Source organism: Salmonella sp. 32010601201800023SM (assembly GCF_017572235.1).
Taxonomy (GTDB): domain Bacteria; phylum Pseudomonadota; class Gammaproteobacteria; order Enterobacterales; family Enterobacteriaceae; genus Salmonella; species Salmonella enterica.
In genome coordinates this window covers 456819-479950 of record NZ_JAGEQS010000003.1, presented here as the reverse complement: position 1 = coordinate 479950, position 23132 = coordinate 456819, and the positions used below count along the sequence as shown (strand labels likewise).

Below are 23132 nucleotides of genomic sequence, written 5' to 3'. Positions count from 1 at the left end.
CGGGCTTGGGTCAGGAAACCCGCAGGCATTAAGCCTGCGAGTCGTATTCGTGTTTAATTTGCGCGCTGGCTTCGTCCAGCCAGCAGGTAAAATCGTCAACCGACAGCGCGTCAATTTCACTGGGCGGAAAACGAAACCACCTCGCCAGCAGCGCCATTGCCTGCCACAGTTGCTGTGGGTTCTGTAGCCATGCTAAGCATGGCCTGAAATCGTTTCTGCAATGCCTGATAGTCCAGCAGATCCATTTCCGCCAGATCTTCGGTTACCAGCCCGGTCATAGCCGCCATCAGCGGCTCATCCCACTCTTCCGGTTTATCGCTGGCGCGTCGCGCGGCGCGCATATCTTTTACCTTCAGGCGACGTAATTGCAGAACGTCGATACGTTCCCCGGCGGCGGAGGTAAACGGAAATTGCAGGGTATATTTTTCGTTCATGGTGTAGTCCTTATTCGTCGTGTTAAATTCGGGGCCGTAGCCCCGAAGTAATTAACCGCCAATATTATTGCGGTAGGCATTTAATTGATCCGCGCCATTTACGCGGAAAATATTCGCCAGATAATCCAGTTCAAGAAGCGTTTCACCGTCAACCACCTGTTTAATATAAGTGCAGCCGAAGGCGCTGCTAAATTCCGGGTTTTCATTCTGTTTAAACGTTCCCAGCGGGTTCTTTTTAAACATTACGGTCATATGCGTCACCAGCGCTAACTGATCCGCTTTACCCTGCGAGTTATAACAATCGATGCTGGAGCGGCACTGCAATGCCACCGCCTGCCACGGATTTGCCGTTTTACGCATGACGTCGTGGTAAAACGAGTTCCATTTAATTTCACCTTCCAGTTTGTCAAAACCGGCAGGCAGTTCAATTTTACCGACCATCCCCAGCGCTTTATGCTCCTGCATAATCATGCTGATATCAGGCAGTTTAATTTCACTCGCGCGACCTAAAAGATTATTACCATCAAGATAAATATTGGCGTTGGTAATACGGTTAATTTGAATTTTTCCAGCCATTAGCGATTGCTCTCCAGAGAAACTAAATATTCAGAGGTAATTTCGGTTTCAAACGTCAGACGTTCCAGCGGCGGCGGCGGGGTGAATTTGTAGCTCAGCAACAGATGCCCGGCTGCCAGTTCAGTCTGTTCGTTACGCGCCGGGTCGTACCAGCATTCAAAGCCCAACAACGCGCCGTCGGCAATCAGCTTGCGGCCCCAGGTGTTCACCGATTCGGTTAGCGCGTCGATCAGCGCCTGATTAATCGGCATATCCATGTATTGCTGGCTAAAATAGCGAATCGATTCGTTAATCACATCACCAGTACGGCGCACGTTCTCAAAGTTACGCATATGAGTAACCGTCGGCCAGGCGGCGGTACGGTTGCCCCACAGGCGCAAACCGGAGCCATAGCTGTTGAAGATGGTGGTGATGCCGTTTTCATTCAGTTGATTCACTTCGGTTTGCGGATCGTCGATCATCGCTGACAGCGAGCGCTCTACGCCGGTAATGCCCTGAATTTCCTGATTGGAGTTGCTCCACCAGAAGCCTTTTTCCAGATCCACTTTGGCACGCAGGCCAGCGGCGCGAGAGGAGAGCGGCTCCAGGACTTCGCTGTTCGTCGCGCTGTCGTACACTTTAACGTGCGGATAGCACAGACGCGCGCGATCGGAACTGGTATTGAAGTTAATCGCCCCCTGCGGACCGCGCCCTGCCAGAACCTGCTGGAAAGTCGTGCCGATGGGCGCATCAATGTAGGTAATGGCTCCCAGCGCTTCTGCCTGAGCGATAAGCTTAACGGCGACCGAGTTTTGCGTACAAAAGACCGGCGCAATCAGGATCTTCGCGTAAAAACCAAACTGGTTCCAGGTGTCCTGTAACAGCTTCATGCCGGTACGGTCACCCGCCGTGTTTACCGCGCCAACAATATCGGCGGCAGTCACTTTGGTGGGGTCCGCGTAAGTATAATTTACATAGGCCTGAACGCCGGGTTTCAGGTTGGTCCCCATGCAGGTGATTTTACCGGTCAGCATATCAATGGTGTAATCGGTGCCTTTGATATAAGCGTTTCCGGCGTTCGTGCTGCGGCCAATGTTCATCGTTTGCACGGCCCCGTGCTTGAGTTGAATCTGACCGTTGTCATCAACCTTCACGGTTTCACTGGGAATGGTACTTTTGTGTACCGCCGGATTCAGCACGTTAATCACCACGACCGTCCCTGCGCCGTGATCGTAGATCGCCTTCAGCGCCTGCGGGATGGTGAAATTTGCCAGACCTGGGCCAAACTGTGCCGCGTCGCTTTCAGAAAGGCACAGCGTCGGCTGGTTAACCGGGCCGCATGGCGCGGTGCCGATCAGACCAATAACCGCAGATTTAACCGCCTTAACCGGACGTGGGCCGGTTTCGATCTCAATGGTCTCTACACCGTGCAGGTAATTAGCTGCCATGGACAATTTCCTCTTCATTAGTTTCTACTTCTTGCGTAACCACTGGCACCAGGTGACGGCGGGCAATCATGGTGATTACCCACTCGTTATCTTCCGGCAGCGAGATTTCGCTATTGGGCCACAGTAAGACTTCCTGACCGTCGGCGAGCGTGACGCCGCTTGCCGGGCCACTGTAGATATATTTCATTGAATTTCCTCATAATTAACGATTGTCAGCAGGGGGGAGTCCTTGCTTTCCTGTTCCGCGATAAACAGGGTGCTGGCGGTCATATCCAGGGCGTAACGGCAGAAGTTTGCGGCGTCGCCGATATATTTTTCGCTTTCCAGCCAGAGCGGACGATCACAGTCGGGAAGTTCAATGCCCCCCAACGAGCGACGTAGACGATCCAGCGCGTTTATCGCGTCACTTATTTGCGGAACAATAACGGTGGCGGAAATCCGGATTAGTTGTTTTTGTACCGTGGCATCCGTATTTTCTGGTTCGGCAAAAACCGAACCGCAGTAGTGAATTAATACCGTTACCTGCTGTCCTGTTGGGATATATACTTTCGCATCGGTTGATGAAATATGTATATCCATATCAGGGTTTAATTCACGTAGTCTATTCGCCACGGTATGTATAACAGATAATGTTTCCATATACGGTTTTCCTTGATTTACCGGGAGAGATAATATTCTCTCTTCGTTATCGTTCAGACGTATTTTGATGTATCAGGCATCAGGCGTCTTTTAATCTGCTTTAGAGAAAAAAGTTAAAAGAAAATAAAAGATCCCCGGCGTATAAACGGCGGGGATTTATTTAAAGATTACCTCGTTGGATCAGTTCTATTTTGCTATATAGCGCATCCAGTTTTGCCTCCAGGACGGCCTGGCCGCGCAGATAGTCGTCTCTGCGGACATAATGCAGCGGCAGATCGGCGCGAAATTCAAGAAATTCCCTCTCCAGCCTGGACCAGCCCGCTTCTGATTCTCGTCGCGCTACCTCCAGCGCTTCAAAACGTTCATTTAGCCGTTTTTCAATTTGCGCCAACAGTAATTTACCGGCGGCAAACATTAATCCAACAAAAGAAAGCAACAGGGAGATAACTTCCCAAAAGTCGATGCTGAGCTTCATTGACCCCTCTGATTAATAAAGACAACTGGCCTGCCCCCATTGCAAATAACGGGAAGCGTGTTGATATAAAATCGCTTCAGGATAATGACGATTTTCGCGCCAGTTTGCGGCGCTGCGCCCGGCGTTAACGCGTTCTACATGTTCAAACCAGATGGACGCATCCAACCCCTTTGCGGCGGCCAGCTTTTTATCTCTGTTAACCCAGCCTTGCCCGCCGTTATAGGCGCTCAGGGTAAACGCCATTCGCTGGCAGTTATCTTTTGCAGGCAGGCTTTTCCAGAGCTGATGGTCATACTGCACCAGCGCGCGGATCGCCCAGGAGGGATTAAACGGCTTGTTTTCACGGAGTTCCGGGTACAACTGGCTTACCCATTTTGCCGTTGCAGGCATAAATTGCGCCATGCCCTGCGCGCCCGCCGGGGACCGGGCGTCAGGAGCCCAGCCAGATTCCTGGTGCAATTGCCCGGCGAAATCCGCGACAGGGGCGTTAAGCCCCCAGATTTCGCGCGCGGTGCGAATTAACTCGTTGCGCCACGGCAGAGAAGCGCGCGGCGGTTCGGCAGCGTCGGCAGACAAGAAAGTCATAGCGCAGACCAGGCATACGTATTGATAACGCATCGTTACAGCCCCAGCGCGACGGCAAGGCAAATTGCCGCAACGATGATCGCGCGACGAATCATCGCCGCGGCGCAGCACAGCGATTCTTCCCAGGGGCAAAAGGAGTCGGGACGTGCCCAGGGGAAAAGACTACGGTCGAGCCAGTAACCCAGCACCGCTGATAACGAAACCAGGCTGAGTTTATAGATGACGACCGGAATTTGCGCTGATGATGTCCAGCCGATAAGCGCAAACAGTACGACAGAGGCAATCAGCCAGCCGGAAAGTCGGGGAACAATAATTTTTCGCATACTCTATCTCCTGATAATTGAGAGAGAAGTATCGCTTTTCCCCATAGTGGAAGAACGAAAAGGGCTTTAATAAATAACTTTAAAAAATGTTTAGCGCATGGTGTCAAATGCCAACAAATAAACGAATAAATAAAGCCTTCGAGGCAGTGGGTAGAGGTTGCCTGCGGAGAGTCAGTATGTGTCTGTGACAGGCTACGATGGCGGTATTGCTGCGTCATAATAATCTTTGATTAAAATTATCTTATTGATTTTTAAAGTCAGTTTAAAAATTCACGCGATCGTGAGGAAAGCGATCTTTTTGATCGAACGCAGAAAAAAATGCAAAAAATTAACTGTATATACATACAGTATTGTGTAAAATGATGACATCAGTGAAGGCTTACTTCACCTATAAAATAAATACATATTATAAATTGAAAGCGATATATACATTCTTTTAATTTATAATTAAATGTCGTTGATAGTAAATATTTATATATATTTTGAATATATTGATAGGTAGTTATTGCACCGTTTTTTACGCTTCCCTTTTTGGTGCCGTCACGGGGAGCATGGTGCTGGATATGGAGATAAAATATGATTCAGAAATCAAAAGAAATGGTTCGGCTTCCGGAGATTATTAACGATCTGGCGTTTCATGCGTCGCAGGTACTTATTGAAAGCATGAATATTGATAGCGCGTCAGCCGAAAATGCCGGTCAGGCAATTGCTGACAGAATGATGCGCAACTGGGGCGGGCAAAGCATTTATTTTCCCAAAGGTATCTCTGGTCGGGCTTCGGAACGGGATTATCAGATTTACAGCGAGTGCGATGGGCGTAATTATGCGGAGCTGGCCAAAAAGTACAATTTAACACTGCAGTGGATCTATAAAATCGTTAAGCGGGTCCACACGGAAAAACAGCACCAGCGGCGTATGCTGTAAGCGATATCGGGTATGGCGTATAGCGACAAGCGCTATACGCCGGGAGCAGCGACAGGCCGGATAAGGCGTTTGCGTCGCCATCCGGCAGCGTATTGCCTGATAGCGCTCACCCGCTGTCGTGTCAGGGCGATTATTCAAATAAGTTCTGATGTAGCTTTTGCACCACTTTCTCGGCATCGTCTCCCGGCACGAGGAAGCACAGATTGTGGCTGGAGGCGCCGTAACAAATCATGCGAATGTTGAACGGTTCCAGGACGCCAAACACTTCTTTACCAACACCGCAGGCTTTTGACAGGTTGTTGCCAATCAGCGCGACCAGCGCCAGTCCTTCTTCGACTTCTACCCGACACAGCGCGGAAAGCTCCATCAATAAGGATTGGGTCAGTAACGTATCGCCCGTGGAGGTGGAGCCGGTAGTATCCAGCGTCAGCGCGACGCTCACCTCCGAAGTGGTAATCAGATCTACCGAAATATTATGCCGCGCCAGAATGCCGAACACCTCTGCCAGGAAACCTCGTGAGTGCAGCATATTCAGGCTGTGCAGCGTCAATAGCGTTTGATTGCGGCGCAGCGCCAGCGCGCGGAACAGCGGCGGGTTTTGGGTTTTATTGCACACCAGCGTACCGCCCGCTTGCGGATCTTTACTGGAGCCAACGAAGACCGGGATATCGCTGCGCACGGCCGGGAGTAAGGTGGCTGGATGCAGTACTTTTGCGCCGAAGGTTGCCATCTCCGCCGCTTCTTCAAAGTCGATTTCATCAATTCGCTGCGCGACGGGCACCACGCGCGGGTCGGTGGTGTAAATACCGGGCACATCTGTCCAGATATCAACCCGCGCGGCATGGAGCGCTTCAGCCAGCAACGCTGCCGTATAGTCGCTGCCGCCGCGGCCTAATGTCGTGGTGCGGCCTTTGCTTTCACTGCCGATAAAACCCTGAGTAATGACCAACGTTTCGCTCAGGCGCGGGAGCAACTGCTGCGCGGCCAGTTCCGCAAGCGCTGCGACGTCCGGTTCCGCACGGCCAAAGCGATCGCTGGTACGCATCACTTTGCGCACGTCGAACCAGTGGGCCTGTACGTCGCGTTCACGCAGGATCTCAACAAATAGCAGGGTAGACATCAGCTCGCCGTGGCTGACCAGTTCATCGGTCAGGGCTGCCGATGTCGCCAGCGATGCCGCCTCCGCCAGAATAGTGATGTTTTCCAGCAGGCGTTCAATCTCTTCGCGAATGACATTCGGATGACGCAGACGATCAAGGATATCGAACTGGATTTTACGGATGGCGTCGAGCGTAGCGAAACGTTCGCCAGGCTCCATCCCTTCGGCCAGCGCCACCAGCAGATTAGTGATGCCGGCAGACGCGGAAAGCACGACTAAACGAACATTGGCGTCGGAAAGTACGATATCCGCGCTACGGTTCATGGCGTCAAAATCAGCGACGCTGGTACCGCCAAATTTGGAAACAACGATCTCTGTCATATCAACCTCGTGTCAGGAAATGAAAAACGCGACCATGGCACAAGGGCAGAACAGAAACCGGTGCAGGCGCAAATGCAAGTAACGTATTTATAAATAAAAGTTGTGGCCTGGACTGTCAACGTTGGGATTATGCGGATTTTTTATGCTGAGTTTAGGCTCAGTAACAGCGCTTATAACCCCGATACCCATTTGCCGCCTTTCTGCACCTCGAATTATTTAGGGTATATACTTTTTATCCTCATTCGACAGTGCCTGGGGCAACGGCACTAAAACAATCACACTTTTCTGTGACTGGCGTTACAATCGATCCCAGTCACAATTCTCAAATCAGAAGAGTATTGCTAATGAAAAACATCAATCCAACGCAGACTTCTGCCTGGCAGGCGCTCCAGAAACACTACGATGAAATGAAAGACGTTACGATCGCTGAGCTTTTCGCGAACGATAGCGACCGTTTCGCTAAATTTTCCGCGACGTTTGACGATCTGATGCTGGTGGATTTCTCCAAAAACCGCATCACCGAAGAGACGCTGGCAAAATTACAGGATCTGGCGAAAGAGACCGATCTGGCCGGCGCGATTAAATCCATGTTCTCCGGCGAGAAGATCAACCGCACCGAAGACCGCGCCGTGCTGCACGTGGCGCTGCGTAACCGTAGCAATACGCCGATCATCGTGGACGGCAAAGATGTGATGCCGGAAGTGAACGCCGTGCTTGAGAAGATGAAAACTTTCTCGCAAGCGATTATCTCCGGTCAGTGGAAAGGCTACACCGGTAAGGCCATCACCGACGTGGTGAACATCGGTATCGGCGGTTCCGACCTCGGCCCGTTCATGGTGACCGAAGCGCTGCGTCCGTATAAAAACCATCTGAACATGCACTTCGTCTCTAACGTCGATGGCACCCACATCGCTGAAGTGCTGAAGAAAGTGAACCCTGAAACCACGCTGTTTCTGGTCGCTTCTAAAACTTTCACCACCCAGGAAACCATGACCAACGCCCACAGCGCGCGCGACTGGTTCCTGAAAACTGCAGGCGATGAAAAACACGTGGCGAAACACTTTGCTGCGCTCTCCACCAACGCCAAAGCGGTCGGCGAATTTGGTATCGACACGGCCAATATGTTCGAGTTCTGGGACTGGGTCGGTGGTCGTTACTCGCTGTGGTCTGCCATCGGGCTGTCCATTATTCTGTCCGTCGGTTTCGACAACTTTGTCGAGCTGCTTTCCGGCGCGCACGCGATGGACAAGCATTTCTCCACCACTCCGGCGGAGAAAAACCTACCCATTCTGCTGGCGTTGATTGGCATCTGGTACAACAATTTCTTCGGCGCGGAAACCGAAGCCATTCTGCCGTACGACCAGTATATGCACCGTTTCGCCGCCTACTTCCAGCAGGGTAACATGGAATCCAACGGTAAATACGTTGACCGTAACGGCAACGCCGTGGATTACCAGACAGGCCCAATTATCTGGGGCGAACCAGGCACCAACGGTCAGCACGCGTTTTATCAATTGATTCACCAGGGTACTAAAATGGTGCCGTGTGATTTTATCGCCCCGGCTATCACCCATAACCCGCTATCCGATCATCATCAGAAGCTGCTGTCTAACTTCTTCGCGCAGACCGAAGCGCTGGCGTTTGGTAAATCCCGCGAGGTGGTTGAGCAGGAATATCGCGATCAGGGGAAAGATCCGGCGCAGCTTGAACACGTTGTGCCATTCAAAGTGTTTGAAGGCAACCGCCCGACCAACTCTATCCTGCTGCGCGAAATTACGCCGTTCAGCCTGGGCGCACTGATTGCGTTGTATGAGCATAAAATCTTTACGCAGGGCGTCATCCTGAACATCTTTACTTTCGACCAGTGGGGCGTTGAGTTGGGTAAACAGTTGGCTAACCGTATTCTGCCGGAGTTGGGCGATGATAAAGCTATTTCGTCCCATGATAGCTCTACTAACGGTCTGATTAACCGTTATAAAGCCTGGCGCGCCTGATGGCACTGCGCTTATCCGGTCTACGTAATGCATAGCGTCTGTAGGCCGGGTAAGGCGTTTCGCCGCCATCCGGCAAAAAGAGAATAAGATAATAAAAAGGCCGATATTCACATCGGCTTTTTTTATAAGATAATTCCGCTTGTCCGTCTTTATCCCCAAAATTTTATATTGAGCTTAATCCTAAAATAAGCAATAACCAGAAAATCACTCTGCGTTATTTTCAGATTATACGGATGCTGATGTCTTTTAGTTTAATTTTAACTTATTGATTTTATTTGTTTGTTAATTAAATAATGTAGGCGTTACTTCTTTAAAGTTTAATTATCCTAAAACTTCGATGTTATTTCTCCCGGGCATAATCCGCCTGCTTTGGTTGTGTATACTCGGTAGCGCCCGAAATTCTTTTGGGTAAATCTCCATTCATTCAATGAAGGGAAATTATGATGAAAAAAGTACTGTATGGCATTTTTGCCATAACCGCGCTTGCGGCGACATCTGTCTCGGCAGCCCCCGTTCAGGTGGGTGAAGCGGCAGGGTCGGCAGCGACGTCGGTATCGGCGGGAAGCTCCTCCGCTACCAGCGTTAGCACCGTAAGTTCGGCGGTGGGCGTCGCGTTAGCGGCAACCGGCGGCGGCGATGGTTCCAATACCGGAACCACGACCACCACGACCACCAGTACCCAGTAGTATCGGTACGTTTAACCATAACCACACTCCGGTGTGGTTATTTTGCCCCTCTGGAGAAGCGTCGTGAAGCGACTCGCACTTATCCTGATTTGCCTGCTATTACAGGCGTGTTCGGCCACCACCAAAGGCCTGGGCGATTCACTGTGGGACAGTTTGTTCGGTACGCCAGGCGTACAGCTAACGGATGACGATATTCAAAACATGCCTTATGCCAGCCAGTACATGCAGCTTAACGGCGGTCCTCAACTGTTTGTGGTGCTCGCTTTCTCGGAAAACGGGCAGCAGAAATGGGTGACGCAGGATGGCGCGACGATCGTGACGCAGCATGGCCGTCTGGTCAAAACTCTGCTCGGCGGCGACAACCTGATCGATGTGAATAATCTGGCGACCGACCCGCTGGCGAAACCAGGACAGATTATCGATGGCGCGACCTGGACTCGCACCCTGGGCTGGACCGAACATCGCCAGGTGCGTTACGCCACCGCCCGTTCCGTTTTTACATGGCGAGGGACCGATAGCGTGAACGTCGGCAGTGAAGAGACCGCCGTGCGGGTGCTGGATGAAGAAGTGACGACCGATCAAACGCGCTGGCGTAATCGCTACTGGGTTGATAGCGAAGGCCAAATTCGCCAGACGGAACAGTATCTGGGCGCGAATTACTTTCCGGTGAAAACCACGCTGATTAAGGCGGCAAAATCATGATGAAAAGGACGATAAGCGCGCTGGCGCTGGCCTTTGTCGCGTCATCCGCCTTTGCCAGCGGCACTGTTACCGTTTTTACCCAGGGTAATAGCGAGCCTAAAACGCTGACAGACGCTGAGCGTCTGCTCGATTTAGTCGGACAGCCGCGCCTGGCAACGAGCTGGTGGCCTGCGGCGGTGATAGGCGAAGAACAGGCGACCGTGACGGCGCGTCAGCAGCAGCAGGAACTTCTCGGGCGACTGGCGGCGCTCGGCGCTGAGGAAGACGGCGATGCGGCGGCGGCGATAAACACACTGCGCCGACAGATTCAGGCGGTGAAGGTGACGGGCAGACAATTCGTGAATCTTGATCCTGACGTGGTGCGGGTGAGCGAACGTGGTAACCCGCCGCTGCAAGGTCACTACACGCTCTGGGTCGGGCCGCAACCCACGCAGGTGACGCTCTTTGGCTTGATTAGCCAGCCGGGCAGCCAGCCGTTCGTCCCTGGGCGGGACGTCGCCAGTTATCTTGAGGATCAGCGCTTACTCAGCGGCGCGGATCGTAGCTATGCCTGGGTGGTTTACCCTGATGGACGCAGCCAAAAAGCGCCGGTGGCTTACTGGAATAAGCGTCATATCGAGCCGATGCCCGGCAGCATTATTTTTGTCGGTTTTGCCGATTCCCTTTGGCGCGGCACGCCGGAGGCGATAAATGCCGACATTCTTCATACCCTGACGCAGCGGATACCGGAATAATGAAAAAAACACATCTGCTCAGCGTGCTGGCGCTGGGTATTAGCGCGGCCTGCCATGCCGAAACATATCCAGCCCCTGTTGGGCCTTCACAATCTGACTTTGGCGGCGTGGGCCTGCTGCAAACGCCGACAGCGCGTATGACGCGTGAAGGGGAGATGAGCCTGAACTATCGCGATAACGATCAGTACCGCTACTACTCGGCTTCGGTTCAGCTTTTCCCGTGGCTGGAAACCACGTTGCGCTATACCGATGTCCGTACGAAAAAGTACAGCAGCGTGGAATCATTCTCCGGCGACCAGACTTACAAAGATAAAGCGTTTGATGTGAAACTGCGGTTGTGGGAAGAGAGTTACTGGATGCCGCAGGTGGCGGTTGGCGCGCGCGATATCGGCGGGACGGGGCTGTTTGATGCGGAATATATTGTAGCGAGTAAGGCCTGGGGGCCATTTGATTTTTCATTAGGTCTCGGCTGGGGCTATCTTGGCACCAGCGGCAATGTGTCTAATCCTTTCTGTTCGTATAGTGATAAATTCTGTTCGCGTGATAACAGCTATAAAGAGGCAGGTTCCGTCGACGGTAGCGATATGTTTCACGGCCCGGCCTCACTGTTTGGCGGCGTGGAATATCAGACCCCGTGGCAACCGCTACGCCTGAAGCTGGAGTATGAAGGCAATAATTATCAGCAGGATTTTGCGGGTAAACTGGAGCAGAAGAGCAAGTTTAACGTCGGCGCCATTTACCGCGTCACCGATTGGGCCGACGTTAACCTCAGCTACGAGCGCGGCAACACCTTTATGTTTGGCGTTACGCTGCGCACCAATTTCAACGATTTACGTCCCGCGTATCATGACAATTCACGCCCGCAATACCGACCACAGCCGCAGGATGCCATCCTGCAACATTCGGTAGTGGCTAATCAATTAACGTTATTGAAATATAATGCCGGTCTGGCGGACCCGAAAATCCAGGTCAAAGGCGATACGCTATACGTTACCGGTGAACAGGTGAAGTACCGCGACTCCCGTGAAGGGATCGTGCGCGCTAACCGGATCGTCATGAACGATCTGCCGGAGGGGATCCGCACGATCCGCGTGACGGAAAACCGCCTTAATCTGCCGCAGGTCACCACTGAAACCGATGTCGCCAGCCTGAAACGCCATCTGGAAGGCGAACCGCTGGGACATGAAACTCCGCTGGCGCAAAAACGCGTGGAGCCGATCGTGCCAGAGAGTACTGAACAGGGTTGGTATATCGACAAGTCGCGCGTTGATTTTCATCTTGATCCCGTGCTGAATCAGTCGGTAGGCGGCCCGGAAAACTTCTATATGTATCAGTTGGGCGTAATGGGAACCGCGGATCTGTGGGTCACAGATCATCTGCTCACCACGGGCAGCGTGTTTGCCAATATCGCCAACAACTACGACAAATTTAACTACACCAATCCGCCGAAGGACTCGCATCTGCCGCGGGTGCGTACGCATGTCCGTGAGTATGTGCAGAACGATGTTTATGTGAATAACCTACAGGCCAACTACTTCCAGTATTTTGGCAATGGTTTCTATGGGCAGGTCTACGGCGGTTATCTGGAGACCATGTTTGGCGGTGCCGGGGCGGAAGTCCTGTATCGCCCGGTAGACAGCAATTGGGCGTTTGGTCTGGATGCCAACTACGTGAAACAGCGTGACTGGCGTAGCGCGCAGGATATGATGAAGTTTACCGATTACAGCGTGAAGACCGGACATTTGACCGCATACTGGACGCCGTCGTTCGCCCAGGATGTGCTGGTGAAAGCCAGCGTTGGTCAGTATCTGGCGGGCGATAAAGGCGGTACGCTGGAGATCGCCAAACGCTTCGATAGCGGCGTCGTTGTCGGCGGTTACGCGACGATTACCGATGCGTCGCCGGATGAATATGGGGAAGGGGATTTTACCAAAGGCGTATATGTTTCCGTGCCGCTGGATATCTTCTCGTCCGGCCCAACCCGAAGTCGTGCGGCAATTGGCTGGACGCCGCTGACGCGTGACGGTGGTCAACAGCTTGGCCGTAAGTTTGGCCTGTATGATATGACCAGTGACAGGAGCGTAAATTTCCGTTAATACTCAGGCCGGATAAGGCGTTCACGGCGCTATCCGGCAAATTATCTTATTGAACAAAATATAAACATAAATAAAAAATATAGATGCCCGTCACATTTGTGCGTTATACAGAAACCTCGCCGCAGAGAAAGAGGGGGCTGTTATGATGCCATTATCGCGCTCACGTCTTGAGTTTATCGCCACGATTTTACAAAACGTACTAAATTTGGGGCTGCTTACCCTCGGTCTGATCCTGGTCGTTTTTCTCGGTAAAGAGACGGTGCACCTGGCGGATGCATTATTCGCGCCTGAGCAAGCCAGCAAATATGAACTGGTGGAAGGGTTGGTGATCTACTTTCTTTATTTCGAATTTATTGCGCTGATTGTGAAGTACTTTAAGTCTGGCCTTCACTTTCCGCTGCGCTATTTCGTGTACATTGGGATCACGGCGATTGTGCGTCTGATCATTGTCGATCATAAAACGCCAATGGATGTATTACTCTATTCGGCGGCGATCCTCCTGTTGGTTATCACGTTGTGGTTATGTAATTCGAACCGACTACGGCGAGAATAGGCGTCGCCACACCGTAACGGACGTATGGCGTGGCAATAAATTAGCCGCTGTCTATAACGCATAAAAAAAGCGCTCCGAAGAGCGCCAAAATACGACCATAAGTGGGGATAACATAAGTTGAGGGCAGTGGCATTGCCCGTTGCCGGGCAGGTACTTCGATAAAACTTAACCTTTCACACCCCCAGCCGTCAGGCCGTTGACCAGCCAACGTTGCGCCAACAGGAACACCAGGGTGATAGGAATAGCAGAAAGGACGGCGGCGGCGGCAAAGTCGCCCCACAGGTAGTTTTGCGGGTTGAGATATTGCTGCATACCCACGGCCAGCGTATAGCTGTCCACATCGCGCAGTAACAACGAGGCGACCGGAACTTCGGTAATCGCCGCGATGAACGACAGAATAAACACCACCGCCAGAATCGGTACGGAAAGCGGCAGCAGCACCAGGCGAAATGCCTGCCACGGGGTTGCGCCATCCAGCGCGGCGGCCTCTTCCAGCGAGCTGTCGATAGTTTCGAAGTAGCCTTTAATCGTCCAGACGTGCAGCGCGATGCCGCCAAGATAGGCGAAGATCACGCCGCCATGCGTATTCAGACCGATAAATGGAATGTATTGTCCCAGGCGGTCAAATAACGCATACAGCGCCACCAGAGACAAAACCGCCGGAAACATCTGGAAAATCAGCATCCCTTTGAGCAGTGTTGCTTTACCTGGAAAACGCATTCGTGCGAAAGCGTAGGCGCAGGTGGTGGAGAGCGCCACGATGCCGATGGCGGTAATACCGGCGATTTTCACTGAGTTCCACAGCCACAGCAGTACCGGGAAGGGAGGCGGCGTTACCCGACCATCCGCATGTTCCACGCTGAAACCCAGCGCCAGCCGCCAGTGTTCCCAGGAGATTTTATCCGGGATCAGGCTTCCGGTGGCGAAGTTCCCTTCACGTAGCGAGATAGCGATGACCATCAGCAGTGGGAACATGATCGCCGCGATGAAAATCAGCAGCCCCAGGTGCGTGATGAAGAGACGCAGTTTCTGAGATTTGGGTTGGACCATAGCCATTGTTATTATCTCCCTTAATCAAACTTCATACGCGTGGCTTTCAGGTTCACTATTGCCAGCGCGCCTACCAGCAGGAAGATCAGCGTGGCAATGGCCGCCGCCAGACCGAAGTCCTGACCGCCGCCGCCTTCAAAGGCGATACGGTAGGTGTAGCTGACGAGCAGATCGGTATAACCGGCAGGCGTGGTGGTGCCGAGACGGTCTGGCCCGCCGTTGGTCAACAGTTGAATCAGCACGAAGTTATTAAAGTTAAAGGCGAAGCTGGCGATCATCAGCGGCGTTAGCGGCTTAATAAGCAGCGGTAAGGTGATTTTAAAGAAATTCTGAAATGGACCGGCGCCGTCCATTGCGGAGGCTTCGTACAGGTCATCCGGAATCGCTTTCAGCAGTCCCATGCACAGGATCATCATGTAGGGATAGCCCAGCCAGGTATTCACGATAATCACCATTGCCCGCGCGGTGTTGGGGTCGCTGAACCAGGCAGGTTTAATGCCAAACAGCGCGCTCAGCATCATATTGATTTCGCCAAAGCTTTGGTTGAATAACCCTTTGAAAATCAAAATTGAAATAAACGACGGTACGGCGTAGGGCAGAATCAGCAGGACGCGGTAGATAGCTTTACCTTTCAGCGCTTCCCACTGTACGAGGCAGGCCAATACCATCCCAACCGCCACGGTTAACACCACAGTGAGGACCGAAAAGACCACGGTCCAGACGAAGATAGCGAAAAAAGGCTTCTGGATCCCTTCGTCGGTAAAGACGCGCGTAAAGTTTTTCGCGCCGATAGTAACGGTATAACCAGGACTGAGTTTTTCATCACCCCAGCTTCCGTCGGCGTTGATCGACTGATAATAACCGCTATCGTTGTTTGGCCGGTATTTTACGCCGCTCTGGTTATTGGTCAGCAGGCCGTCATCAGCCAGTGTGTACAGCGGACGAGTACCGGAAAACTGACGTAGCGAGCTCATAATTACTTTACTTTCATCCGGCAGGACGGCGGTTATCTGGTTCAGCGCCAGACGGTTCTGGGTGATTATCCGCAGATTGGCGCGTTCGCCGCCCGGCAGGGCATCGGTCTCTTTCAGCTGTAATTTTTGTTCGCCGCCGAAGGAAAATGCGTCAGACAGGTAATGTTTGCCCGTTTCTCCGTCGGTAAGGGCCAGTTGCCACTCGTCGCCGCTCGGGTAAAGACCGAAGTTATAGGTTTTTCCTGCCTGATAAGAACGGTCCATCAGCACTTGCTGGGCGCGTTCAAAGGTGAGCTGGTTGGTGCTGCTGTAGTTAGTAAAGGCGATAGCGATGGTGCACACCAGCGGGAATAGCACAAATAGCCCCATGCCGGCGAGGCCAGGGTAAACGTAGCGCCAGGCATAGGTTTTACGATTTGCGAAAATATACAGGCCAGCAGAGCTTAAAATCAGCGTCATGATGGCGAACAGATACTCCCCTTGTACGTACATTAAAACTACAAGGTAACCCACCAGCAGGCCCAGCAGACCAATTACTGACCATTTAAGCTGGTCGCTTTGCCACCAGTGTTTCTTTTTAATGACATCCATGGGGGTTTTCCTCTACAGCGTTGAAACTTCCTGGCCGGAGATGTGCCTGATGGCGCTGCGCTTATCAGGCCTACGGTGTGTTGTAGGCCTGATAAGGCATTTATGCCGCCATCCGGCACAGGCTCGCGGCATTACTTAGTGATACGGCTTTGTGCATCTTTCAGCGCGGCATCCACGGTTTGACGGCCGCTGGCGGCGTTGATCACAGCCGTACGTACCGCATACCAGAAGGCGGACATCTGCGGAATATTCGGCATGATCTCGCCTTTCTGGGCGTTATCCATGGTGGCGGCGATACGGGGGTCTTTCGCTAACTGCTCCTGGAAAGATTTCAGCGCCACGGCGCCCAGCGGTTTATCTTTGTTCACCGCTTCCAGACCCTGATCGGTCAGCAGGTAGTTTTCGAGGAACTCTTTCGCCAGCTCTTTATTCGGGCTGGCAGCGTTAATTCCCGCGCTCAGCACGCCGACGAACGGTTTCGAGGGTTTACCTTTGAAGGTCGGCAGCAGGGTGACACCGTAGTTGACTTTGCTCTTGTCGATGTTCGACCATGCCCACGGACCGTTGATGGTCATTGCCGTTTCGCCTTTATTGAAGGCTGCTTCGGCGATGGAGTAATCGGTATCGGCGCTCATATTTTTGTTCTTGATCATATCGATCAGGAAAGTCAGGCCCGCTTTCGCGCCGGCGTTGTCGACGCCAACGTCTTTCACGTCATACTTGCCGTTTTCAAATTTGAACGCGTAACCGCCGTCAGCGGCGATCAAAGGCCAGGTGAAATACGGCTCTTGCAGGTTGAACATTATCGCCGACTTCCCTTTCGCTTTTAGCTCTTTATCCAGCGCCGGGATCTCTTCCCAGGTTTTCGGCGGGTTCGGGACGAGGTCTTTGTTATAAATCAGGGAGAGGGCTTCAACGGCGATGGGGTAGGCGATCAGCTTGCCGTTATAACGTACCGCATCCCAGGTGAACGGATAGAGTTTGTCCTGAAACGCTTTATCCGGAGTGACCTCCGCCAGCAGACCAGACTGCGCGTAGCCGCCAAAACGGTCGTGCGCCCAGAAGATAATGTCAGGACCGTCGCCGGTGGCTGCCACCTGCGGGAATTTCTCTTCCAGCTTATCCGGGTGCTCAACGGTCACTTTAATGCCGGTGTCTTGCTCAAATTTTTTACCGACCTCGGCCAGACCGTTATAACCCTTGTCGCCGTTGATCCAGATAACCAGTTTACCTTCTTCAATTTTGGCGAGAGCCGGGGCGGAAATCATCATCGTCGTAAGTGCGGATAATGCGAGGATGCCTACGCCAGTTTTAATCTTCATATCTCCCATCCTTTTTGGTGATGTACACAGAGGTGGTTTAACGGTCTCTAGTTTCTTTATACGACAACCTCTTTCCATCCTCCCCGCCCCTACGCCCCACCCCGGCTTTATGTGATCTGTGTTGCATAAATGTGAGTAATGCGTGCTGGCGCACACAAAAACACGCCGATTTTTGCGGGCGGCATCACGAAATTCCTTTTCTGTCCGCGCCCGTGGTCTCAGGTGTTGTGTCCTCATCCTCCCGCCTCCTCCCCCATAAAAAAGCCGGGGGGTGGAGGATTTACCCCAGTCAGGGATCGCGCATAGTCAGGCCATCATGAATGTTGCTGTCAATGACAGGTTGTAACGAAGGGAGAAGGGCATGGCGAGCGTACAGCTACGAAATGTAACGAAAGCCTGGGGTGACGTGGTGGTATCGAAAGATATTAACCTCGATATCCATGACGGGGAGTTCGTGGTGTTTGTGGGACCGTCAGGCTGTGGTAAATCGACCTTGCTGCGTATGATCGCCGGGCTTGAAACCATCACCAGTGGCGACCTGTTTATCGGGGAAACCCGTATGAATGATATTCCGCCTGCCGAGCGCGGCGTGGGCATGGTATTCCAGTCTTATGCGCTCTATCCCCATCTCTCCGTTGCAGAAAACATGTCTTTCGGCCTCAAGCTGGCGGGCGCCAAAAAAGAGGTAATGAATCAACGCGTCAACCAGGTGGCGGAAGTGCTGCAACTGGCGCATCTGCTGGAACGTAAGCCAAAAGCGCTTTCCGGCGGGCAGCGTCAGCGCGTAGCGATTGGCCGCACGCTGGTGGCGGAGCCGCGTGTGTTTTTGCTGGATGAACCGCTCTCTAACCTGGACGCCGCGCTGCGCGTGCAGATGCGTATTGAAATTTCTCGCCTGCATAAACGTCTGGGCCGCACGATGATTTACGTCACCCACGATCAGGTCGAGGCGATGACGCTGGCCGACAAAATCGTGGTGCTGGACGCCGGTCGCGTCGCTCAGGTCGGTAAGCCGCTGGAGCTGTACCACTATCCGGCGGACCGCTTTGTCGCGGGCTTCATCGGCTCGCCGAAGATGAACTTCCTGCCGGTGAAAGTGACCGCCACCGCGATTGAACAAGTCCAGGTCGAACTGCCGAATCGCCAGCAAATCTGGCTGCCGGTCGAAAGTCGCGGCGTGCAGGTCGGCGCCAATATGTCTTTAGGCATTCGGCCGGAACACCTGCTGCCGAGCGATATCGCCGATGTCACCCTGGAAGGCGAAGTCCAGGTGGTCGAGCAGTTAGGGCACGAAACACAAATTCATATCCAGATCCCCGCCATCCGTCAAAACCTGGTTTATCGCCAGAATGACGTGGTGTTGGTAGAAGAGGGCGCCACATTCGCTATCGGCCTGCCGCCAGAGCGCTGTCATCTGTTCCGCGAGGATGGCAGCGCATGTCGTCGTCTGCATCAAGAGCCGGGTGTTTAAGGCCTCCATAAAAAAACGAAACGCAAAACCATTCGCAGTTTTAGAAGGTGGCAGCGTTTAAAGAAAAGCAATGATCTCAGGAGATAGAATGATGATTACTCTGCGCAAACTCCCACTGGCGGTTGCTGTCGCAGCGGGCGTAATGTCCGCTCAGGCAATGGCTGTCGATTTCCACGGTTACGCCCGTTCCGGTATTGGCTGGACGGGAAGCGGCGGCGAACAACAGTGTTTCCAGGTGACCGGTGCACAAAGTAAATACCGTCTCGGTAACGAATGTGAAACCTATGCGGAACTGAAACTGGGCCAGGAAGTGTGGAAAGAGGGCGATAAGAGCTTCTATTTCGACACCAACGTCGCCTATTCGGTTAACCAGCAGAACGACTGGGAATCGACCGATCCCGCCTTCCGCGAAGCGAACGTGCAGGGTAAAAACCTGATTGAATGGCTGCCGGGCTCTACCATCTGGGCCGGTAAGCGCTTCTATCAGCGTCATGACGTACACATGATCGACTTCTACTACTGGGATATTTCAGGTCCTGGCGCAGGTATCGAAAATATCGATCTGGGCTTCGGTAAGCTTTCACTGGCGGCGACCCGGTCTACTGAAGCGGGCGGCTCTTACACCTTCAGCAGCCAGAATATTTATGATGAAGTGAAAGATACCGCTAACGACGTCTTTGACGTACGTCTGGCTGGTCTGCAAACGAACCCGGACGGCGTACTGGAGCTAGGCGTTGATTACGGTCGCGCCAATACGACCGATGGTTATAAGCTGGCTGATGGGGCATCGAAAGACGGCTGGATGTTCACCGCCGAACACACGCAAAGCATGTTGAAAGGCTATAACAAGTTTGTCGTGCAATATGCCACCGATGCCATGACCACGCAGGGTAAAGGCCAGGCGCGCGGTTCCGACGGTTCTTCATCTTTCACTGAAGAATTGTCTGATGGAACCAAAATTAATTATGCCAATAAGGTCATCAATAATAATGGCGATATGTGGCGTATTTTGGATCATGGCGCCATCTCGCTTGGTGATAAATGGGATTTGATGTACGTCGGTATGTACCAGAATATCGATTGGGATAATAACCTGGGTACTGAGTGGTGGACCGTGGGTGTACGTCCAATGTACAAGTGGACGCCAATCATGAGCACCCTGCTGGAAGTCGGCTACGACAACGTGAAATCTCAGCAGACCGGCGATCGTAACAATCAATATAAAATCACCCTGGCGCAACAGTGGCAGGCGGGCGACAGCATCTGGTCGCGTCCGGCTATCCGTATTTTCGCCACCTACGCGAAATGGGATGAGAAATGGGGCTATATCAAAGACGGCGATAACATTTCCCGTTATGCCGCAGCGACTAACTCCGGCATTTCCACCAACAGCCGTGGCGATAGCGATGAGTGGACCTTCGGCGCCCAGATGGAAATCTGGTGGTAATACGATGGTCATCTGACGTAACGAGGGGCGCAAGCCCCTCTGAAACATCAGGTCTGATGATGCTTGTAAGCCGAATAAGGCGTCAGCCGCCATTCGGCGATATGTTTGGGTTGGCGCGCTATTGCCTGGCTACCGCTGAACCCGCCTTATTGAGGTGAGAATAATGAAAATGAAGAAAAGTCTCGTCGCCCTCTGTTTAACCGCAGGGCTGTTCGCCAGCGTGCCGGGTATCAGCCTGGCGGAAGTGAACTATGTACCGCAAAATACCAGCGCCGCGCCCGCTATTCCTGCTGCTGCGCTACAGCAATTAACCTGGACGCCTGTAGATCAGTCAAAAACGCAGTCTACCCAACTGGCGACGGGCGGCCAGCGCCTTGACGTCGCCGGCATTACCGGCCCGGTCGCCGCTTATAGCGTTCCGGCGAATATCGGCGAGCTGACATTAACTCTGACCAGCGAGGTCAATAAGCAAGCCAGCGTTTTTGCGCCAAACGTGTTGATTCTTGACCAAAATATGACGCCTTCGGCGTTCTTCCCCAGCAGTTACTTTACTTATCAGCAGCCGGGCGTCATGAGCGCAGACCGGCTGGAAGGCGTGATGCGCCTGACGCCTGCGTTGGGGCAGCAGAAACTCTATGTTCTGGTGTTTACGACCGAAAAAGATCTTCAGCAAACCACTACGCTGCTCGATCCGGCAAAAGCCTATGCCAAAGGCGTCGGTAACTCTATCCCGGATATTCCCGATCCAGTTGCTCGCCATACCACTGATGGCGTGGTGAAACTGAAGGTGAAAACCAACAGCAGCTCCAGCGTATTGGTCGGGCCGTTGTTTGGCTCGTCCGGTACCGGGCCGGTAACGGTAGGCAATACCGCAGCGCCGGTCGCTGCGCCAGCGCCAGTCGCGCCGAAGAAAAGCGAACCGATGTTGAACGATACGGAAAGCTACTTTAATAAAGCGATTAAGGATGCCGTAGCGAAAGGCGACGTCGATAAAGCGCTGAAACTGCTTGATGAGGCCGAACGTCTGGGATCGACATCTGCCCGTTCCACCTTTATCAGCAGTGTAAAAGGCAAGGGGTAATTGTTTCCCCACAGTGCTGATTTTGCAGCAACTGGTGCGTCTCCTGGCGCACCTTTTTTTTGTCATTTCATGCGAATTGTTATTTTTTTGTTGCGCAACAGATCACTTAATTGTGATTGCGCCCCCCGTAATGTCTTTTCTGAGATACAATGACTTTAGGTTATGAATCGGAGAGTAAGGCATGTCACACCCTGCGTTAACGCGACTGCGTGCGCTGCGCTATTTTGATGCGATTCCTGCGCTTGAACCCCATTTGCTGGACTGGCTGTTGCTGGAAGATTCTATGACTAAACGTTTTGAGCAGCAGGGAAAGCGGGTAAGCGTGACGCTGATTCGGGAAGCGTTTGTCGGCCAAAGTGAGGTCGAGGAGGCATCAGGTTTACTGCCATCCGAATCCCGCTACTGGTTACGTGAGATACTGCTTTGCGCTGACGGCGAGCCCTGGCTTGCCGGACGTACCGTGGTACCGGAATCCACGCTGTGCGGACCTGAACAGGTCTTACAACATCTGGGTAAAACCCCGCTTGGACGTTATCTATTTACATCATCGACACTGACCCGCGATTTTATTGAAATTGGACGCGATGCAACGCTGTGGGGGCGCCGCTCTCGACTGCGGTTGAGCGGAAAACCGCTGTTGCTTACCGAGCTTTTTTTACCTGCATCGCCGCTGTACTGAGAGGAAGATAAAGATGGAGTGGAGTCTGACGCAGAGTAAGCTGCTGGCGTTTCACCGTTTGATGCGTACAGATAAGCCTATTGGCGCGTTGCTGCTGCTCTGGCCGACGCTTTGGGCGCTATGGGTGGCGACGCCGGGTATGCCTCAGCTGTGGATTTTGGCAGTTTTTGTCGCTGGCGTGTGGTTAATGCGCGCGGCGGGCTGCGTGGTGAATGATTATGCCGATCGTAAATTTGACGGACATGTAAAACGTACGGTCAACCGACCTTTACCCAGCGGCGCCGTGACAGAGAAAGAAGCGCGCAACCTGTTTGTGGTGCTGGTGCTGCTGGCGTTTCTGTTGGTGCTGACGCTGAACGCCATGACGATTCTGCTTTCCGTGGCGGCGCTGGCGTTGGCCTGGGTTTATCCCTTTATGAAACGCTACACCCACCTGCCGCAGGTCGTGCTGGGGGCCGCTTTCGGCTGGTCAATCCCCATGGCGTTCGCCGCGGTGAGCGAATCCCTGCCGTTGAGCTGCTGGCTGATGTTCCTCGCCAATATTCTCTGGGCGGTGGCTTACGATACGCAATATGCGATGGTCGACAGAGATGATGATATCAAGATAGGCATTAAATCGACGGCGATCCTGTTTGGTCGTTATGACACATTGATTATCGGGATTCTGCAGCTTGGCGTCATGGCGTTAATGGCGCTGATCGGCTGGTTGAATGGTCTGGGATGGGGATATTACTGGGCTGTGCTGGTGGCGGGCGCGCTGTTTGTCTACCAGCAAAAACTGATTGCGAACCGTGAGCGTGAAGCCTGCTTTAAAGCCTTTATGAACAATAACTACGTTGGCCTGGTGCTATTTTTAGGGCTGGCGATGAGTTACTGGCACTTCTGATGT

25 protein-coding genes are annotated in these 23132 nt (G+C 52.8%); 12 read left to right on the top strand and 13 right to left on the bottom strand.

Translation table 11 applies throughout. The annotated features are described in order from the left end of the window. Positions 1 to 28 precede the first annotated feature (28 nt). From J4617_RS13050 to J4617_RS13010, 9 genes are all read right to left on the bottom strand, one after another. Positions 29 to 157, bottom strand: coding sequence for a GpE family phage tail protein (locus J4617_RS13050; RefSeq protein ID WP_001185654.1), 129 nt, complete (start codon positions 155 to 157; stop codon positions 29 to 31). Then, positions 117 to 434 carry a phage tail assembly protein gene (locus tag J4617_RS13045; protein ID WP_001003639.1) on the bottom strand — a complete coding sequence of 106 codons (318 nt, stop codon included), beginning with the start codon at positions 432 to 434 and terminating at the stop codon, positions 117 to 119. Before J4617_RS13045 ends, J4617_RS13050 begins: the two co-directional genes overlap by 41 nt. A 51-nt stretch (positions 435 to 485) precedes the next feature. Continuing rightward, positions 486 to 1010 (bottom strand): phage major tail tube protein, encoded by a 525-nt coding sequence (locus tag J4617_RS13040; protein ID WP_000907494.1) that lies wholly within the window; start codon positions 1008 to 1010, stop codon positions 486 to 488. Continuing rightward, positions 1010 to 2437, bottom strand: coding sequence for a phage tail sheath family protein (locus tag J4617_RS13035; RefSeq protein ID WP_000729852.1), 1428 nt, complete (start codon positions 2435 to 2437; stop codon positions 1010 to 1012). Before J4617_RS13035 ends, J4617_RS13040 begins: the two co-directional genes overlap by 1 nt. Further along, complete coding sequence (locus J4617_RS13030; protein ID WP_000875314.1) at positions 2427 to 2624, bottom strand: hypothetical protein; 198 nt, start codon at positions 2622 to 2624, stop codon at positions 2427 to 2429. Before J4617_RS13030 ends, J4617_RS13035 begins: the two co-directional genes overlap by 11 nt. Beyond that, positions 2621 to 3076 carry a Gp37 family protein gene (locus J4617_RS13025; protein ID WP_000449433.1) on the bottom strand — a complete coding sequence of 152 codons (456 nt, stop codon included), beginning with the start codon at positions 3074 to 3076 and terminating at the stop codon, positions 2621 to 2623. The genes J4617_RS13030 and J4617_RS13025 overlap by 4 nt, the downstream gene beginning before the upstream one ends. 160 nt (positions 3077 to 3236) lie before the next feature. Then, a complete protein-coding gene (locus tag J4617_RS13020) occupies positions 3237 to 3551 on the bottom strand; it encodes a hypothetical protein (protein ID WP_017465892.1) in 315 nt (104 codons plus the stop codon). A 12-nt stretch (positions 3552 to 3563) separates the two neighbouring features. Next, positions 3564 to 4169 carry a lytic transglycosylase domain-containing protein gene (locus J4617_RS13015; RefSeq protein WP_017465893.1) on the bottom strand — a complete coding sequence of 202 codons (606 nt, stop codon included), beginning with the start codon at positions 4167 to 4169 and terminating at the stop codon, positions 3564 to 3566. A 2-nt stretch (positions 4170 to 4171) separates the two neighbouring features. Beyond that, positions 4172 to 4459, bottom strand: a complete 288-nt coding sequence (locus J4617_RS13010; RefSeq protein WP_001226439.1) for a putative holin — start codon at positions 4457 to 4459, stop codon at positions 4172 to 4174. Between the two features lie 576 nt (positions 4460 to 5035). Between J4617_RS13010 and J4617_RS13005 the strand changes: the two genes are divergently transcribed. Continuing rightward, positions 5036 to 5383 (top strand): Mor transcription activator family protein, encoded by a 348-nt coding sequence (locus tag J4617_RS13005; RefSeq protein ID WP_000615248.1) that lies wholly within the window; start codon positions 5036 to 5038, stop codon positions 5381 to 5383. 130 nt (positions 5384 to 5513) lie between these two features. On the opposite strand, the gene lysC is transcribed toward J4617_RS13005, so the two are convergent. Beyond that, positions 5514 to 6863, bottom strand: coding sequence for a lysine-sensitive aspartokinase 3 (gene lysC / locus J4617_RS13000; RefSeq protein WP_000136394.1), 1350 nt, complete (start codon positions 6861 to 6863; stop codon positions 5514 to 5516). Between the two features lie 344 nt (positions 6864 to 7207). Between lysC and pgi the strand changes: the two genes are divergently transcribed. The 6 genes from pgi to psiE all read left to right on the top strand — a co-directional run bounded on the left by pgi (position 7208) and on the right by psiE (position 13628). Beyond that, positions 7208 to 8857 carry a glucose-6-phosphate isomerase gene (gene pgi, locus J4617_RS12995; protein ID WP_000790028.1) on the top strand — a complete coding sequence of 550 codons (1650 nt, stop codon included), beginning with the start codon at positions 7208 to 7210 and terminating at the stop codon, positions 8855 to 8857. A 443-nt stretch (positions 8858 to 9300) separates the two neighbouring features. Next, the gene (gene yjbE, locus J4617_RS12990) at positions 9301 to 9543 is read left to right on the top strand and encodes an exopolysaccharide production protein YjbE (RefSeq protein ID WP_001541297.1); all 243 of its coding nucleotides are present in this window, start codon (positions 9301 to 9303) and stop codon (positions 9541 to 9543) included. A gap of 63 nt (positions 9544 to 9606) precedes the next feature. Beyond that, positions 9607 to 10245: a YjbF family lipoprotein gene (locus tag J4617_RS12985; RefSeq protein ID WP_017465894.1), complete on the top strand. Its 639-nt coding sequence runs from the start codon at positions 9607 to 9609 to the stop codon at positions 10243 to 10245. Next, positions 10242 to 10979 carry a capsule biosynthesis GfcC family protein gene (locus J4617_RS12980; RefSeq protein ID WP_000977968.1) on the top strand — a complete coding sequence of 246 codons (738 nt, stop codon included), beginning with the start codon at positions 10242 to 10244 and terminating at the stop codon, positions 10977 to 10979. Before J4617_RS12985 ends, J4617_RS12980 begins: the two co-directional genes overlap by 4 nt. Then, a complete protein-coding gene (locus J4617_RS12975; protein WP_000750810.1) occupies positions 10979 to 13075 on the top strand; it encodes a YjbH domain-containing protein in 2097 nt (698 codons plus the stop codon). The genes J4617_RS12980 and J4617_RS12975 overlap by 1 nt, the downstream gene beginning before the upstream one ends. Positions 13076 to 13217: 142 nt before the next feature. Next, positions 13218 to 13628 (top strand): phosphate-starvation-inducible protein PsiE, encoded by a 411-nt coding sequence (psiE, locus tag J4617_RS12970; RefSeq protein ID WP_000982749.1) that lies wholly within the window; start codon positions 13218 to 13220, stop codon positions 13626 to 13628. A 165-nt stretch (positions 13629 to 13793) separates the two neighbouring features. Here psiE and malG read toward each other — a convergent pair whose 3' ends face one another. The 3 genes from malG to malE all read right to left on the bottom strand — a co-directional run bounded on the left by malG (position 13794) and on the right by malE (position 17565). Then, positions 13794 to 14684 (bottom strand): maltose ABC transporter permease MalG, encoded by an 891-nt coding sequence (gene malG / locus J4617_RS12965; RefSeq protein ID WP_001252081.1) that lies wholly within the window; start codon positions 14682 to 14684, stop codon positions 13794 to 13796. A 14-nt stretch (positions 14685 to 14698) separates the two neighbouring features. Then, positions 14699 to 16243: a maltose ABC transporter permease MalF gene (gene malF, locus J4617_RS12960; RefSeq protein ID WP_000382570.1), complete on the bottom strand. Its 1545-nt coding sequence runs from the start codon at positions 16241 to 16243 to the stop codon at positions 14699 to 14701. 131 nt (positions 16244 to 16374) lie between these two features. Beyond that, positions 16375 to 17565, bottom strand: a complete 1191-nt coding sequence (gene malE / locus J4617_RS12955; protein WP_000695415.1) for a maltose/maltodextrin ABC transporter substrate-binding protein MalE — start codon at positions 17563 to 17565, stop codon at positions 16375 to 16377. Between the two features lie 361 nt (positions 17566 to 17926). On the opposite strand from malE, the gene malK reads away from it, so the two are divergent. The 5 genes from malK to ubiA all read left to right on the top strand — a co-directional run bounded on the left by malK (position 17927) and on the right by ubiA (position 23129). Then, positions 17927 to 19036: a maltose/maltodextrin ABC transporter ATP-binding protein MalK gene (gene malK, locus J4617_RS12950; RefSeq protein ID WP_000179176.1), complete on the top strand. Its 1110-nt coding sequence runs from the start codon at positions 17927 to 17929 to the stop codon at positions 19034 to 19036. An 88-nt stretch (positions 19037 to 19124) separates the two neighbouring features. Beyond that, positions 19125 to 20483 carry a maltoporin LamB gene (locus tag J4617_RS12945; RefSeq protein ID WP_017465895.1) on the top strand — a complete coding sequence of 453 codons (1359 nt, stop codon included), beginning with the start codon at positions 19125 to 19127 and terminating at the stop codon, positions 20481 to 20483. Positions 20484 to 20646: 163 nt separating this feature from the next. Next, positions 20647 to 21564 carry a maltose operon protein MalM gene (malM, locus tag J4617_RS12940; RefSeq protein WP_000782497.1) on the top strand — a complete coding sequence of 306 codons (918 nt, stop codon included), beginning with the start codon at positions 20647 to 20649 and terminating at the stop codon, positions 21562 to 21564. A gap of 181 nt (positions 21565 to 21745) precedes the next feature. Then, positions 21746 to 22243, top strand: coding sequence for a chorismate lyase (gene ubiC, locus J4617_RS12935; RefSeq protein ID WP_000019230.1), 498 nt, complete (start codon positions 21746 to 21748; stop codon positions 22241 to 22243). Between the two features lie 13 nt (positions 22244 to 22256). Then, positions 22257 to 23129 carry a 4-hydroxybenzoate octaprenyltransferase gene (gene ubiA, locus J4617_RS12930; protein ID WP_000455249.1) on the top strand — a complete coding sequence of 291 codons (873 nt, stop codon included), beginning with the start codon at positions 22257 to 22259 and terminating at the stop codon, positions 23127 to 23129. The last annotated feature ends 3 nt before the right edge of the window (positions 23130 to 23132 follow it).